The sequence below is a fragment of the Caballeronia sordidicola genome (genome assembly GCF_000729995.1).
Taxonomy (GTDB): Bacteria; Pseudomonadota; Gammaproteobacteria; order Burkholderiales; family Burkholderiaceae; genus Caballeronia; species Caballeronia sordidicola_A.
The window spans coordinates 539,545-555,193 of the sequence record NZ_JNFG01000199.1; the positions used below are offsets into that span (position 1 = coordinate 539,545).

General features: G+C 58.0%; 11 protein-coding genes and 3 pseudogenes. 8 read left to right on the plus strand and 6 right to left on the minus strand.

Translation table 11 applies throughout. The features are described 5' to 3' along the window. Positions 1 to 234 precede the first annotated feature (234 nt). A pseudogene (locus FH08_RS0137160) lies at positions 235 to 894 on the minus strand (substrate binding domain-containing protein); the annotation flags it as partial. A gap of 350 nt (positions 895 to 1,244) precedes the next feature. On the opposite strand from FH08_RS0137160, the gene nudC reads away from it, so the two are divergent. Beyond that, positions 1,245 to 2,189, plus strand: coding sequence for an NAD(+) diphosphatase (gene nudC / locus FH08_RS0137165; RefSeq protein ID WP_031363201.1), 945 nt, complete (start codon positions 1,245 to 1,247; stop codon positions 2,187 to 2,189). Positions 2,190 to 2,433: 244 nt separating this feature from the next. On the opposite strand, the gene FH08_RS0137170 is transcribed toward nudC, so the two are convergent. Further along, on the minus strand, positions 2,434 to 2,904 hold the full coding sequence (locus tag FH08_RS0137170) for a ribonuclease (RefSeq protein WP_031363202.1): 471 nt from the start codon (positions 2,902 to 2,904) through the stop codon (positions 2,434 to 2,436). Positions 2,905 to 3,899: 995 nt separating this feature from the next. On the opposite strand from FH08_RS0137170, the pseudogene FH08_RS0137185 reads away from it, so the two are divergent. Further along, positions 3,900 to 4,247: pseudogene (locus FH08_RS0137185) on the plus strand (NUDIX hydrolase); the annotation flags it as partial. Between the two features lie 126 nt (positions 4,248 to 4,373). Then, a complete protein-coding gene (locus tag FH08_RS0137190) occupies positions 4,374 to 5,051 on the plus strand; it encodes an MgtC/SapB family protein (RefSeq protein WP_031363204.1) in 678 nt (225 codons plus the stop codon). Between the two features lie 93 nt (positions 5,052 to 5,144). On the opposite strand, the gene FH08_RS0137195 is transcribed toward FH08_RS0137190, so the two are convergent. Next, positions 5,145 to 5,996 carry a formate/nitrite transporter family protein gene (locus FH08_RS0137195; protein WP_031363205.1) on the minus strand — a complete coding sequence of 284 codons (852 nt, stop codon included), beginning with the start codon at positions 5,994 to 5,996 and terminating at the stop codon, positions 5,145 to 5,147. 203 nt (positions 5,997 to 6,199) lie between these two features. Beyond that, a complete protein-coding gene (locus FH08_RS0137200) occupies positions 6,200 to 6,739 on the minus strand; it encodes a DUF4142 domain-containing protein (protein ID WP_031363206.1) in 540 nt (179 codons plus the stop codon). A 985-nt stretch (positions 6,740 to 7,724) separates the two neighbouring features. Between FH08_RS0137200 and FH08_RS0137205 the strand changes: the two genes are divergently transcribed. Next, the gene (locus FH08_RS0137205; protein ID WP_031363207.1) at positions 7,725 to 8,603 is read left to right on the plus strand and encodes a manganese catalase family protein; all 879 of its coding nucleotides are present in this window, start codon (positions 7,725 to 7,727) and stop codon (positions 8,601 to 8,603) included. A 152-nt stretch (positions 8,604 to 8,755) separates the two neighbouring features. Here FH08_RS0137205 and FH08_RS50895 read toward each other — a convergent pair whose 3' ends face one another. Next, the gene (locus tag FH08_RS50895) at positions 8,756 to 8,908 is read right to left on the minus strand and encodes a DUF2934 domain-containing protein (RefSeq protein ID WP_081889693.1); all 153 of its coding nucleotides are present in this window, start codon (positions 8,906 to 8,908) and stop codon (positions 8,756 to 8,758) included. Positions 8,909 to 9,141: 233 nt separating this feature from the next. Between FH08_RS50895 and FH08_RS0137215 the strand changes: the two genes are divergently transcribed. After that, complete coding sequence (locus FH08_RS0137215; RefSeq protein WP_035568329.1) at positions 9,142 to 9,732, plus strand: hemerythrin domain-containing protein; 591 nt, start codon at positions 9,142 to 9,144, stop codon at positions 9,730 to 9,732. Then, entirely contained in the window at positions 9,729 to 10,400 is a 672-nt protein-coding gene (locus FH08_RS0137220; RefSeq protein ID WP_031363209.1) for an HAD family hydrolase, read from the plus strand. Before FH08_RS0137215 ends, FH08_RS0137220 begins: the two co-directional genes overlap by 4 nt. 176 nt (positions 10,401 to 10,576) lie before the next feature. Here FH08_RS0137220 and FH08_RS48930 read toward each other — a convergent pair. Then, a pseudogene (locus FH08_RS48930) lies at positions 10,577 to 11,746 on the minus strand (zinc-dependent alcohol dehydrogenase). Positions 11,747 to 12,808: 1,062 nt separating this feature from the next. Here FH08_RS48930 and FH08_RS0137230 point away from each other — a divergent pair. Together FH08_RS0137230 and FH08_RS0137235 are read left to right on the plus strand one after the other, a co-directional pair. After that, entirely contained in the window at positions 12,809 to 14,020 is a 1,212-nt protein-coding gene (locus FH08_RS0137230; protein WP_031363210.1) for a putative DNA modification/repair radical SAM protein, read from the plus strand. A gap of 27 nt (positions 14,021 to 14,047) precedes the next feature. Continuing rightward, a complete protein-coding gene (locus FH08_RS0137235; RefSeq protein WP_031363211.1) occupies positions 14,048 to 15,565 on the plus strand; it encodes a UdgX family uracil-DNA binding protein in 1,518 nt (505 codons plus the stop codon). Positions 15,566 to 15,649: the final 84 nt, after the last annotated feature.

Consider the following 15,649-nt stretch of genomic DNA (forward strand, 5'->3'; position numbering starts at 1 on the left):
CATTACCGCAAAACCCATTCGGCGGCAGCAGCCTTCGACACACCGAGACGGCATTCTCAACGATCTCCGCGGTGACGTCGACCAACCGCTCGCAACCTGCCTTTGCCCGTCAGCCATCGGCGGAAAGCGGCCCCAAAGTCGACCTTCGATCGATGGTGGCGAACGCACGCTTCGCATCCTGTTTCAGTCGTTCCGGCGACATGCGAGCGGTACGCGCTGAACGGGCAGAGCCTACTACCCCGCGCGGCGGGATCGCTTCGAGCGCGACTCAAACTGCGTGAGCTCTTTATCACCGAGCACGTAGTCGCTGCAGTCATGCAGCCGGGCGAATGCGAGATCCAGAAAGGCTCTGACTCGCTTGGGCTGAGCCGTTCGGCTTCCGTAGTAGACATGCAACCCGGTGTGCGCGCTCATATGCTGCACAAGCACGGGCACCAGTCGTCCTGCGCGGACATGGAACGCCGCCAGGAAACTCGACAGTTGACCCATGACCTGACCCGCGAGCACCGCTTGTGCTTCCAGATCTGTGTCATTCGTCGCGAACGAAGGCGACATCTGCCGATGTTCGAGCTTGCCATCCACCGTCAGGTACCAGGGCGATACTTTGCCGGTAACCGGATGCCGGAAGACGCTACAGCGATGGGCCGCGAGGTCACCGAGTGTCGATGGCGTCCCGTACGCCCTGAGATACTCTGGCGTCGCGCACACGATCATCTGGATCGGAAAGAGCTGCCGGCCGATCACGCCCTCGTTGAGCGAGGCGCCGAACCTGAAACCGACATCGACGCGATCCAGCACCCAGTTGCCGATACCATCATCGAGCTGGACGTCGGGCTGGATACCCGGATGCGCTCGACAAAACTCGTCAAGCAGCGGCATGAGGATGGCGACGAACTGGATAGACGCCGCGCGCTTCAGTCGGGTTTCAGATTTTTTCTTTAGGCAACCGTCGGCCTGGCAGCAGATTAACGATCGAGATGCCGGTCAAAACCGCAGACAGAGTCTTCGGCGACTTTCTTACGTGTCTCCGGGATGTGAATTCGGCCTCGCGGTTGGGCGGGTCTTCCTCATTGTGAAAGATGTCGGCTTATCCTTAGGGAAGCGGTCGTTCGGGAGAATCGCCCAATGTCCCATAGTGGCCGGCTGGCTTCCTTCGTGTCGACGCCGACTGACCCCAGGCGAGCGAATGAACTGAACCCCGTGCCATACTTGCTGATCCTCTCGTCCATGGGTCAACGATCGTAATGACAGCCAATTCCGCGTCCATCGGCTTCAACTTCAATCCGCTCAACCGCCACTCCGACAAGCGGGACGACGACTCCTTCATCGAGCATCTACGCAGCGCCCCGTCCGCGCGCTTTCTCGTCTTCGACGGCGACGTCCCCTTGCTCAAGCGAGGCAGCGAGCATGACCCGTGGTTCATCGCCAGCGAGACCGCTGCCTTCGGCCAGCCGCTTCATAGCATCTTCCTCGGGGAAGACACCGACGGCAGCGGACGCTTCGCGCTCGGCTTCGGCCTCAACCCTGCGTCTGAGGATCCATCGCCCGGCACCGGCTATGATCGCATCGACCTTCGCTCGCTCGCGCTGCAAGACCTCGTCGCCGCGGGAACGCTCGGCATGCTGGCCGAGGCGAAGTCGATGCTCGACTGGCATCGCCGTCATTCCTTCTGCGCAAACTGCGGCTCTGCAAGCCGCGTCACGAACGCCGGCTGGCAACGCATCTGCGATGTTTGCGGCGCGCGCCATTTCCCGCGGGTGGATCCAGTCGTGATCATGCTGGTGATAGACGGCGAACGATGTCTGCTCGGACGCCAACGCCATTTTGCCCCTGGCATGTACTCGGCGCTTGCCGGTTTCGTTGAACCGGGCGAGACCGCGGAAGACGCCGTGCGCCGCGAAGTGATGGAAGAGGCTCATGTGAAGTGCGCGCAGGTCGTCTACTTCGCGTCGCAGCCGTGGCCGTTTCCTTCATCGCTGATGATCGGCTGCTTTGCGCAGGCGAGCGATACCGACATCGTCGTCGATACGGACGAACTCGAAGACGCCCGCTGGTTTTCGCGTCAGGAGGTTGCGGCGATGTTCGCGGGGACGCATGCGGACGGGCTCTCGGCGCCCAAGCCGTTCGCCATTGCCCATCATTTGCTGCGGGCGTACGTCGAGAAAGGTGGCTCGGTATTGCTCGGCTGAGCGTCCCGCAAAGGAGCGCTTGCAATCGGATGCAATCGCATGGAATCGCCAGGTGCGCAAGGCCGGAAGCGGTCTCTGAAAATGCAACGCCCCGGCGCAAGGCGGCGGTGGGAACCGATTCTCGCCGCCCCTCAAGCTTCTCCCTTCGCCTGATTCGAATGAGGTGCGGGTCGATTGCCGGTTACAGCATCTCCTGCCGTTCGATGGCTAACCGTAATAGGTGCGCGTTTTCGATTGGCTCAAGTTATTCTGCAATGCGTTTGAAACTGACGTAGTAATCGTCAGTGTAGTAGCAGTCGCCGGTCTGCTTGCGCGTTCCACCGCATACTATGCGGCGCTGCCCGCGATCCGCCGAGCCAGGCGTGCGCACTGTGTATGCGCGGTAATAGCCGCGTGGATGCTGCGCCAGCAATCCCGCGCTGTTGCGGAACAAGACACCGTCCTCGCCAAATGGGAAAGGGCCGCCCGCTTTGATCAGACGCAATGTTTCGGCAGCTTCCCCCGGCAACTGCGCCTTGGTGACGACGGCAGGCGCGCTCCGCGTCTGCGCGCCCGATGCGGCCGGTGCGCCGCTCGCGGCCTGCCCAAGCGGAGCCGACGCCTGACTCGCGGATGCGCCCGCATCCTGTGTCGTATTTTGCGATCCGTTCTTGCCGCATCCGCCGAGGATCGCGCTCAAGCCGAGGATGCAGGAGAAAGCCCATGCTCGCTTCACGAAACGGTTGCCTCCGGGTTGACCAGCACTCGACGGTCACGAACGATTTAAGGGTATCGCTAATGACAGAGAGAATCAATGTTCGGCCAGAAAAAGGAATCTCTTTACTCGACAATCAGGCCAGTGCGCGGGTCTCTGCGTTCGAGAAGCAGGCGGATCAAGCAGATTGCGGTGAGGCTCGTTTTATAGTCGACTTGCTTCGAAAAACCTATGCGATGCAGCCTTGAAAGTTGCATTGCTCCCTCGGCCGCGTCTAGAGCAGTGCTCGACCCGCGACGCACCTGCCGCTGTTCCAGCAATGGCCGTTCCCTCTGTGTGTCAACACGACAATCGCCTCCAGACGCACGCGGTGAGGCGTCATTGCTTCTTTGTATATCGAATCACAACGACTCCGATGCGCATATTTGTCGAGACATTTGATGTCTGCGACATCGCGTGATTGATATTGAATGCCATATTCAGGTGATTTTCAAATGCTTCAGGAATGATTCTTGTGTGAACTAACAATGAGCGCTTGTGCATTTTTAAAATCCTTCACGCCATGGTTTTGCGCCCGTAATCCGATGACGGTTACCGAGACGAAAATTAGATGAACAAAGTTTCCGATCTGGACGTTCAACGCACGAGTGCTCTGGCGCAATACGATGTGTTGGACACCCCGCCCGAGCAATCATTTGACAAGATTGCAACTCTCGCAGCGGCCTTCTGCCGAGTTCCCATAGCCGTCGTAAATTTCGTGGCGAACGGGTGTCGGTTTTGCAAGGCTACGGTTGGTAATCAGGTTGGTTGTCTCGCAGTGACGAGTCCCTGTCCGTCAAGATGAGCGTCAAGTAGCTCCCCAGCGCGTCATTACTGACCCAACGCAAAAACAACAAATCACATGCAACGTAAAAAAGCGGCGGTGCTCCTCCGACCGCTCCGGCCGAAAGGACGCTGCGTATGGTCCATAATCCGCCTTTAAATACAGCAGCCGCGCCGCGTTCCTCGGGGAGAGAATGAAAGCCAGGGCGACCATCATATGCAGCCGGGACGGCAAAGTTCTTTTGGTCGCGCGCACGCGGTCACGGTGGTCGTTGCCCGGTGGCACCATCAAGCGTTTCGAGTCGCCACTAGACGCCGCCCGGCGCGAGCTGGAAGAAGAGACTTCGCTCGTTGGAGCGGAGTTCACGTACCTGTTCCAGTTTGGCGGCCTCAGCAAACGACATCTCGTTTTTTTCGTCGATCTTCCTCAGGACGCGTCCCCCGAACCGCGTAACGAAATTTCGAAGTGTAGATGGTTCAGCCCGACCAAAATATCGACGCTCATTACCAGCATACCGACCCGGGAAATCGTCGATCTCTTTAGCACGCACGAGAATCGCAGCGAAATGCCGTCAGCGGTCATCGACCAGCGGGACAGGCCAGCCGCCGTTGATGTCGGCGACAAGGCTTCACAACGGGTCAAAAGCCCAGCTATCAAGGAGTAAGTCGTGATCGGTAATATAGAACTTCTATCTCGCCTCCTCCTGGCGGCTCTACTTGGCAGCGTCATCGGCTTTGAGCGCGAACGAATGAACTGGGCGGCAGGTTTGCGGACACACATGCTTGTATGTGTTGGTGCGGCGTTGATGATGCTGGTCTCGGCCTTCGGATTTGCCGATGTGCTGGGAACGAAGAATGTCGTGCTCGATCCTTCCAGGGTCGCCGCCCAAGTGGTGTCGGGCATTGGATTCCTGGGAGCGGGGTCAATCCTGCTGCGTGGCGAAATCGTGCGCGGGTTGACCACCGCCGCCAGCCTCTGGTCGGTCGCGGGAATCGGTCTGGCGGTTGGTGGCGGCATGTACACCGCAGCCGTCGGCGCAACGGTCATCATCTTTATCATTCTTGCCGGAGTGAAGCCGCTGGAGCGTCGCTTCATTGCGGTTAAGCAGGAGCGCAACATAACCCTGCTGGTCGAACGCGGCAGCGTATCACTCGACAGTGTTCACGACGCTCTGGGAAAAGGCAGCGTTCGAGTCAAGCAGTTCATCGTCCAGCAATCTGAAGACGACGCTGAACTCGACCACGTACAGATTGGGCTATCTCGTGCGGCAGTCAGTGAGTTCGAGACGATCCGTACGCGGCTGGCAGCAATGGCGGGGGTCCGTGAATGCAGGAACGGCAGTTGAAAGCAGAGTGGGCCATGGCGCATACATATGATCATCACGGCGATCCCCTCGTTGTGGCCGTTGGAGCCGACTCAACCCACGCCTCCCCGGCGGCTAACGCTGAGCGTCGGGATTCTTCATTTCCGCCACGATGGACCCATGGTTGATAATTGCCACGAGTGAGATTCCACCGATCATATTGCCCAGCAGAGTGGGTGCGAAAAACCCGCAGAGATAGTCCCGCAAGCTTGCTGCACCCACCATCACGCCGTAGCTCGCCTCCACTGAACCGGCGATCACATGCGACAGCTTGCTCATCCCGACCACATAGGTAATCAATAAAATTGTCACGAGCCGAGCCGAGCGCGCACTCGGCAACAGCCAGACCATCAATGCGATCAGCCAACCGGCAAACACCGCGCGCACGACGGTCACCATGAAGGTGCCGGAAAAAGGTTGCTCGGCCAAAAGCCCCAGCGCCTTGACGACCTCATCTGTAAAGACGCCTGGTATCTGGAGCATCGCCGCGAATATCACCGTGCCGGCGATGTTCCCCGAGAGCACAAGTCCCCACAGTCGGCCAGTCTTCGCGATGGTTGTCACGTCGCGGCGCGTCAAGACCGGAAGTACAGCGCTCAGGGTGCTTTCGGTGAACAGTTGCTGCTGGCCAAGAATGACGATGACAAACCCGACCGTGTAGCCGAAAGCAGCGACGAGGGGCCGCCATGGCGTATCGGGCAAAGCGCTTTCAATGACCGCTTGGGCCAGAAAGGAGAATCCCATCGACAGCCCGGCGGCCAGCGCAGACATGATGAGCGCACCGGCCGTTCGTTCCATGGCGGCCTCGCCTTCTTCCCTGACGACTTCGTGGATAACCAACGCACGTGGGGAGGCATGTTGCGCCGCCTGTTTTTGTTCCCCGTCATCGAGATGAGGGGAATTGGCGCCAGCATCGGGACCGGGCATGATTCGAACTCCTTGGTAGTGGCTCGACCCCAAGCGTCGAAGTTTCTGCAGGACGGTCGAGAAGGACGTCCCGGTCGAGTGCGTTCAGATTCATTCTCGCCTGGCCTGATCCGGGGTCGGCATTTCAAATTGCAGGTGGGTCGGCCCTTTGCCGGCCCCAGGCTATCGCCTGGTGCATTCAGATTTTGAGGAACGTTGCTTCGTTACTGCGCCGTGACGCCCTTCTTTGCCGCGAGTTGCTGGGCCATCTTCAGGTGCGCCTTGATCGTCGGCAGCGCTTTTTGAGCGGCCTTTTTGAGGTCGGCGTTTTGGCCGCCATCGGCCTCCGCTTGAAAGGCTTCTACCGCCTTCTCGTGTCCGGCGAGCCCGACTTGTTTGATATAGGCGGTGTCGAACTCCTTGCCGTGAAGGCCGCTCAGTGAATTGAGAACGGCGGTGTCGGAATTATCCTTGGGCACCATCACGCCGTGAGGCGTTGCCATCTTCAACGAGATCGCTAACTTCGTATGGTCCACTTCCATGTGATGAGCGAAGCTTTTTACATCGGCATCCTGTGATTGCTTCGAAGCAAGTTTACTTGCGTCAATCTCGGTTGAACTGGACATGCTGGCTGCCTGTACGAATTCCTTATCCGGAGACGGCAGGTCGTTCGCTGCGGTAGTACTTGCAGCTTGCGTTTGTGCAAAGGTCACGCTAGCGGTGGAGAGCGCGAAAAGCGCGGCGGCGAGAGGGGCAAGTTTCATGGATGCACTCCATATGGGATAAGTGACGATGTCAGAAAAACAATGGACGTTGCCACCGATGCAAACGCCATTCCACCCGTCCGGTTCCGTGCGGCCCAGGGTTTCAGGCGTCGCGACCCAAGCGACGTTTGTCCGGCGCGCGGAAGACGAGCAAAGGTTCACGTTCGAGACGGAAGGCTTTGGTGCCGGCGTAGGCCGGCACCCTGCTATTGCCGACCCGCCTCGAACACCTGCAATCAGGGGAGACTCAGGGGCGGGTTGAAGCCGTAATCAACGGATCTAAAAATTGGTTATTTCGCATTTCCTCTTCGAATGCGACGACGCATTCCGCTGCCATAGTTCGTACAGCGGTCATATCCGATCACCGCTTACCATTGCTTGAAACCGGCGGATCTTGCCACCACGCTTGCTTGCTTTCTACAGAGTCCAACTCGCGCCGTAGGGAGCAACGAAGAGCGATACGTAAGTAATGCGTTCGATGGTAAGGATTTCACGGCAGAGAGATGACGCCTTTGTCGCGTCGTAGCGTATCGGTCGAGTCTTTCAACATTCGCGCTCCTAATTTTCCTGGGCTCAGTTGCACTGTTCCTCGGTCACGTCTACTACTTCCCCTTGAATTCGAATCAAAAGTGCGGGCTTTTTTTCCGGCAAGCGGATCCGCTGACGTTTAGCGTTTCTTTCCCCAAATTATTCACGCAGATTTTTTTATCAAATGTCCGCTGAAGCCGTGTAAACGAGCACGCAGAGTCGCCGAATAATTTCGTTCAATGGGATTGGTGGCACGGTGGTTGCACTGAGCACTCTGCGTCCTTTTTAAAACTGCAATCTTCGCCAAGGCCGCAAGCCTTGAGAATCGAGCGCCCGGCACCGGGCGCGCTGCGCGGTCTGACGCAGTGCTGCTCGACACCATGATCCGGACCTCCGCAATGCGCACGTTCACCGAACGTCGAGCGGAAGGTTCCACTCAATTGACTTGGAGTTAACTATGTTCGTACACAATAAACGCCTGCAATACACCGTCCGAGTCGCGACTCCTAACCCTGGTCTGGCAAATCTGCTCCTTGAGCAATTCGGCGGTCCTCAAGGCGAGCTCGCGGCTGCATGCCGGTACTTTACTCAAGCGGTAGGCGAAGACGATCCGGGCCGAAAGGACATGTTGTTCGATATTGCTACAGAAGAATTGAGTCACCTGGAAATTATTGGTTCTATTGTGGCTATGCTGAACAAGGGTGGTAAGGGCCAGCTCGCTGAAGCTGTTGAATCCGAAGCTGACTTGTATCGGTCTCTCACCGGCGGCGGCAACGATTCCCATACCACAGCACTGCTGTATGGCGGTGGGCCTGCGCTGACCAATTCGGCCGGCGTGCCCTGGACTGCGGCTTACATCGACACGATCGGCGAGCCGACGGCCGACCTGCGTTCGAACATCGCGGCAGAAGCGCGTGCGAAAATTGTCTATGAGCGCCTGATCAATGTCACTGACGACCCGGGCATCAAGGAAGCGCTAGGCTTCCTAATGACGCGCGAAATCGCCCACCAGAAGTCCTTCGAGAAAGCACTGCACTCGATCCAGCCAAACTTCCCACAGGGCAAGCTACCGGGCGTACCTGAGTTCACGAGTGTCTATTTCAATATGTCGAAAGGCGAGGACATCCGTGGTCCGTGGAACGAAGGCGGCGACTGGGTGTTCGTCGAAGATCCGCAGCCGGCTGTTGACGGCGGCGACGGGCTTGCGACAGTTGGGGTAACAAAGACTGATGCCAAGGTCCTGAAGGCCATGGCAACCCGTACGGCTTCAGACGTCAGTGCCGATCCGACAACTGGCGCGGACCTTGGTGCAGGTCTGGCGACTGCAGCTAAGTAAGATCGACCAGATAGTCGATGTTTGAAATCGCGCTGGAAAGAATGGCCCGCTTAGCGGGCCATTCGTCTTTACCCGACGACAATCTGCAAACGAGTTGAAGCTTTGACCCTCGCGTATTGACGATGTCAGAATCAACGGGCGAACGCCCTCGCCTATACCGCGCCTTCATTCTGCTCCCGGAGCAGTTCTTCCTCTACGAGCTCGCGGGCCTTTCGCCAATACTCGTCATCGCACCCTTCCATGGAGCCGTCCTCTTCCCATAGCGCGTAGGCGCGCTTGCGGATTCGCTCTTCTTTTGATTCCATATTCACGGGTTACCTCCAGAAACGACGGACCGGATGTCAATGTTCGACGGACGCGGGGAACGTTGTGGCCTGCGAACGTTGTCAATCACGAGGCTAACACCACCGCGATGTTTGCGGTTCTGGCATAACGATTGCGACGTGAAGCTTCGATAGTGTTCATTTTCCCGCACCGCGCCGGACATACGATCTGGCGTAAGCGAACGTAGTCCTAATAACTGAGCAGTCGCAAATCTATGGATCTCGGATCATTCGGAGCCTCACCGCGCATCACCACGATGATCAAGCTCGATCACACCCACGTATTAGCAGCTTTTCATCGATATCGAACGGATGCGCCCCAATGGCGCAAGGCAGCCATCGTCAACACTATTTGTGCCGCTCTTGAGATTCACGCGCAACTGGAGGAGGAGATTTTTTATCCCGCGCTCCGTGCTGCGAATCCTACCGCCACGGTGCTCGACAAAAGTGTCCCGGAGCATGACGCGATGCGCGAAAGTATTGCAAAACTCCGTTCGATGGATCTCGACTCTACCGGATACGACGCAACGCTCATGGAGCTCATGCGTGAAGTGCTGCATCACGTTGCCGATGAAGAAACCATCCTGCTGCCAATGGCCGAGGATATCCTTGCTGCCGACCTTCGGCGCCTGGGCGCCAGGATGAACACGCGTCGCATGCACCTCGTCGCGAGCCGGCCGGCCGAACTTGCCATCAATACCGCTGGAGCATTTCCTGTTCTCACCCTGTCGCTTGCGGGCGCGGCGGCATTTACGCTGGTTTCCGTTTTGCGATCCCGCACGCGGCAAGGGCGGAATCTCTCATGAAATCGGCCTTTATTTTTGATCTCGACGGAACGCTTATCGACAGCGTCTACCAACATGTAATCGCGTGGAGTGAAGCACTGGATAGCGAAGGGCTGAGCCCGCCCGTCTCCAGAATCCACCGCAAGATCGGCATGAGCAGTGAGTTATTTGCGAAGCAGCTTCTGAGGGAGGTCGACGGCCAGGTGGATGCGGATCGCATCACGCGCGTCAAAAAAAGACAGGGGGAGGCGTTTGACCGTATGAATGGCCAGATTAAGGCGCTCCCGGGCGCGCGTGAGCTTCTCACTGTATTGACCAGGGCGGACATACCTTGGGCGATCGCCACAAGCGGCAGTCCTGAAGCCACAGCTTCGAACCTGGAAAAGCTGGGTCTGAACACTTCAGGGACGATGGTACTAACGGGCGACGATGTAGAGCACGGCAAACCCGAACCGGATCTTTTTCTAAAAGCCGCCGAACGTTTGGGCGTACCGATTGAGCGCACGTATATTGTCGGCGACAGCATATGGGATCTGCTCGGCGCACGTCGATGCCATGCGCTGGGACTTGGGCTGAAGTCAGGCGGCGTGGGTGAAGAAGAACTTCAACGAGCCGGCGCACTCCGCGTATATGAAGACCCCGCCGACCTGCTGGACCATCTGGACGAGTTGGCGACGCTTCCGAAATAAAAGCGGGTCAACGTAGCAATCATCTACTGGTATAAGCCGCCAATCACCCTGTTAATCTTTGGGGAAATGGTGGGTTTTGGGCACTTTTTGTAGTGCCCTTTTTTTATGCTGAGAAGGCATGTCGCACACGACCAACGAAGCCCAAAGTGGGTGGGCGCTAGCACTGGTCCGCGTGGCTACGGCTTGAGGACCACCTTGATGCAGCCGTCCTCCTTGTCGCGGAATGTCTTGTACATGCCCGGTCCGTCTTCCAGCGGGACCGTGTGGGTAATCACAAACGATGGATCGATCTGGCCTTCCTGAATTCGATGCAGCAGATCGTCTGTCCATCGGTTCACATGCGTCTGACCCATTTTTCATGTCAGCCCCTTGTTCATTGAGGCCCCAAAAGGAATCTTGTCGATCAAGCCACCATAGACCCCCGGCACGGACAGGATGCCTGCGGGACGGCAGACGTAGATCATTTCCCTCAGTACGTGCGGGCGGTCACTCTCCAGCATAACGGCCTGTTTGACCCGGTCATACATGGCATCAAACGACCGGGTGGCATGAGATTCCATGCCGACCGCATCGATGCACTTCTCCGGCCCCTTGCCATTGGTCAACTCTTTCAACCGGTCAAGCACGCTTTCCCGGTCAAAATTAATCGTTATTGCACCGCCCTCCTTAGCCATCGCGAGCCGTTCGGGTACCCGGTCGATCACTACAACCTGTCTCGCCCCAAGTAACACGGCACTTCGAATCGCCATCTGACCAACCGGGCCCGCACCCCAGATTGCAACGGTATCGTCGGGTTGAATGTCACAATTGACCGCCGCCTGCCACCCAGTCGGAAAAATATCGCCTAAAAACAAGACCTGCTCGTCGGTCAGGCCATCAGGGATTTTCACATGCGTCGTGTCAGCCATTGGCACACGAACGTATTCGGCTTGCCCTCCAGCGTATCCGCCAGTTAAATGCGAATACCCAAAAAGCCCTGCAGTCGTGTGGCCAAAGACTTTTTCGGCCTTGTCCTTGTTGCGATTGCTTCGCTCGCAGACGGAGAAATTTCCGCGCTTGCACTGATCGCACTCACCGCAGAATATGGTGAATGGAATGACGACCCGATCGCCGACTCTAAGCGCTTTGTTATCCTTACCAACCTCCACCACCTCCCCCATGAATTCATGGCCCATAATGTCGCCACTTTCCATAGTCGGCATAAAGCCATCAAACAGATGCAGGTCCGACCCGCAAATCGCGCAGGTCGAAACCTTGATGATTGCGTCGCGCCCTTCCTCGATAACTGGATCCGGGACCGTGTCGCACCGGATATCATGCTTGCCATGCCAACGAAGCGCTCTCATTTTCTGCTCCTGAATATTGATGTGTCGAGGCTCGTGAGGAAAGGGCTCGAAGAATCGCTCGACACAGCCTATTGAGCAACGACTATTCCACTGCTTCGTTAAGGAAGGTCTGAACAACTCGCTTTCAGCGTAACTGTTGAGCACATTCTAAATTGGTGGGTCTCTCAAAGCGTTTTTTGGGTTGCGAACCGAACGAAAATGAACCAGAAATTGAGCCCATTGATATCCGCTCGCCAAACCTTTCGACATTCTCGGTTGTGTGTCCGCCGCTAAGCTGAAGTGCCGTCCAGACCGGACCGGTGAAAAACGTTGGTGAAAGACGCCTGAAATGCATCGCAAGAAAAGGACTTCGTGATTGGCGTGTGCATCGGGTCTCCGATCGCCTGTGTCTGGAATTTGACTCAGGCACAGCCCATGCTCTTAAAACACCTAGTAATGGACCGCACACAAAGTGGCGGCCGCTCATTGGACACGGTGGGCATCGCCCAGCCCTTAACTATGTAGCACTAACTTAACCTGCGAGAAATCATGAAACGGATAACCACAGTAGCTGCTTTTTTAGCCTTGACGATCATGTCGTCTGCAGCCGTTGCACAATCGGGCGGCGGATCGGCTGGTGGAGGCGGATCCGGCGGTGGGTCAAACGGCGGTAGCAAGAGCGCAACCGCCAGACCCGACGGAACAACGTCGGTTGGCGGTGGCATGGGTACCGGGACCGGCTCCGCGCCATCCTCAGCTCATAAAAAAGCCAAGGCTATGAAAGGCAACGATGGCACAACCGCTGCGCCAGACGGATCCATGAAAAGCACTCAGTAGATCGATCCGCGAAAATCGGTGAGTTCGATTCAGGCTGCGGCGGTGACGGTTAGAGGCCTGGCCAATTTTCATGGTCGAGGCCACTAATGAACAACCGCGATGCTCGTCAAGCAGCCTCGAGAAATGGATCTAGCAGGCAACTCGAAATGTCCGGACTGCGCCGTAGCACATACATTTCAAATACCCCTTGCATCGCCCAGACATCTCCGTAAAATACTGTATATACATACAGTAAGCGCTGACAAAATGGAACTGCTCAAGAAGCTCGAAGTGCTGGCAGACGCGGCAAAATATGACGCTTCTTGCGCCAGCAGCGGGGCGCCGAAGCGCAGTTCGCGAGGCGGTCCCGGGCTTGGAGCGAGTACAGGCGCCGGTATCTGTCACAGCTTCACGCCCGATGGCCGTTGCGTGTCGCTACTGAAAATCTTGCTGACGAATTTTTGTCTATATGACTGTCAGTACTGCGTGAACCGTCGGACCAGCAACGTACCGCGTGCGCGCTTCACGCCTGAAGAAGTTGTAGACCTGACGCTAGATTTTTATCGGCGCAACTATATCGACGGCCTGTTTTTAAGTTCGGGCATCATCCAGTCGTCGAATTACACCATGGAGCAACTCGTTCGCGTCGCACAGTCCTTGCGCGAGGACCACCAGTTCCGCGGCTACGTGCATCTGAAGACCATTCCTGACGCGGATCCGGAGCTGATCGCGCAGGCCGGTAAATATGCCGACCGGTTGAGCGTCAATATCGAACTCCCGACCGAGGTCAGCCTCGAACGGCTCGCGCCCGAGAAAAGTGCGCGCACGATCAAGCTGGCCATGAGTTCAATCCGGCTCGGACAGGACGAAGCGCTCAGCGACAAAAAAGCGCCGAAATTCGCGCCTGCCGGTCAAAGCACGCAGATGATCGTCGGTGCAGACAGCACGGACGACCGCACCATCTTGCGCACGGCTGAAACGTTGTACGGGTCGTATAAGTTGAAGCGGGTCTACTATTCGGCGTTCAGCCCGATCCCCGACAGTCCTTCCGCCCTGCCCTCAGAGGCGCCGCCGCTATTACGCGAGCATCGGCTCTATCAGGCCGACTTTCTGATGCGCGGTTATGGCTTCAACGTGGCTGAACTGTTCGGTGACACTGGCTCGTTGTCGCTTGATATCGACCCGAAGCTTGCGTGGGCGCTGTCCCATCGGCATCAGTTTCCGGTTGATCTAAATCGTGCACCGCTGCGCATGATTGCGCGCGTGCCGGGAATCGGCATGCGCAACGCCCAGCGGTTGGTGGAGCTGCGCCGCTCGCGAGCCTTGCGTTATCAGGATCTCATTCAGTTGCGTTGCTCGATGGCGAAGATCAAGCCGTTTATCGTCACGCAGGACTATCGGGCTCCGCTGAAGGACGTGTCGTCGGAACAGCTGCGTCGAGTGCTGACGCCGCCACCTGTGCAGCTCGCGCTGCTGTGAGTGCGCATGGGACCAAGCGGGCATTCGATGCAACCCATCGTCATCGAGAACACGTATAGCGCGTGGCGCGCCGCTGCCCTGCGGATGCTTGCGGCAAACGCGCCGCCGGAATCGATCGAGTGGCGGATCGACAACCCTGCGCATAGCGCTGCGAGCGGTCATTCCGAGCCAACGAGCGGTTCGTTTGATTTCAACGCGAAGCAGACTGGCAACGACGTAGCGGTATCCACGCCGCGACATGTCGAATCTGCTGTGCCGTCACTGGTAGTCGCCATATCGAAAGCACTGGCGGCTCAACTTAACGATGCCGCGCTATATCGGGATCCGCGTCGCTGGGCGTTTCTGTACAAGGTCATTTGGCGATGGCATCAGGGCGATCGCGCGGTGGCCTCACCTGCCGACGTCGACGGTAATCGCTTGCAGCAGATGGCAAAAGCGGTTCGACGTGACAAACACGACATGATCGCGTACGTGCGCTTTCGCAAGTGTGCGCAACATGCAGCCGGAGAGCCGGAGTACGTAGCGTGGTATGAGCCCGCGCACGACATCCTCGCGTGGGGCGCGGAGCAGTTCGCCCAGCGTATGGGCCGCTCGGCCTGGCTGATCGCCACGCCGTCGGGCGCTGCGTCGTGGGACGGCGCCACCTTGCACCTGCAATACGATCATGCGCAGCGCGGCGCGATTGCGCCCGATGCCGCCGAGGCGCTCTGGCTCGCGTATTACCGCAGCACCTTCAATCCGGCGCGGCTCAATGAAACGGCGCTGTATCAGCACATGCCGGTTCGTTACTGGAAAGGACTGCCCGAGGGCATGCTGATTCCGTCGATGATCAGCGAAGCGAAGTGCGGTGCGCGACGGCTTGCGCAGGCAAGCGGCGTCGGCGCGCTGGATGGAAAAGCCATTTTCGTCGAAGCCGAAGCGGCGCAGCCGTCGCGCACCGCGCCGAGTTCGCTCGACGCGTGCCGTCGCTGCGAGCTATGGCAGCACGCAACGCAGGCCGTGGATGGCGAGGGTCCAGCGGATGCGCGCATCGTGCTGCTAGGCGAACAGCCGGGCGATCAGGAGGACCTGAGCGGCAAACCATTCGTGGGACCAGCGGGGCAGTTGCTTGACGAGGCCATTCAACGCGCGGGATTGCGTCGCAGCGATCTCTATCTGACGAATGCGGTCAAGCACTTCAAGTGGACACCACGGGGCAAACGCCGGCTGCACAAAACGCCGGCGCAGCGCGAAGTGGAGGCTTGCGCCGTATGGCTCGAACGTGAGTTGCAGCGCGTTCGACCCGCCGTCATCGTGACGCTCGGTGCAACCGCGCTGGGCGCATTGCTTGGTGAGAAGGTCAGTTTGCAGGGCTATCTCGGCGATTCGTTTGAACTGAATGGCATGCGGGTGATTCCGACCTATCATCCGTCGTTCGCGCTGCGTCAGGATGACGAGGGAGGACTTGAGCAGGTCACCCGGGCGATCTGCGATGCGTTGGCGCGTGCGCGAGACCTCATGGACCAGCGCGCTGATCGGCCTGTGGGCGACTCCCTAAGCTCGTGAGGGTGATCCAGCGAGGCAGGCTGACTTTCACGCTTCGAGAAACTCTGTATGCCCTTCAAAGGTCGATCGGCACCGCAGCGAAGC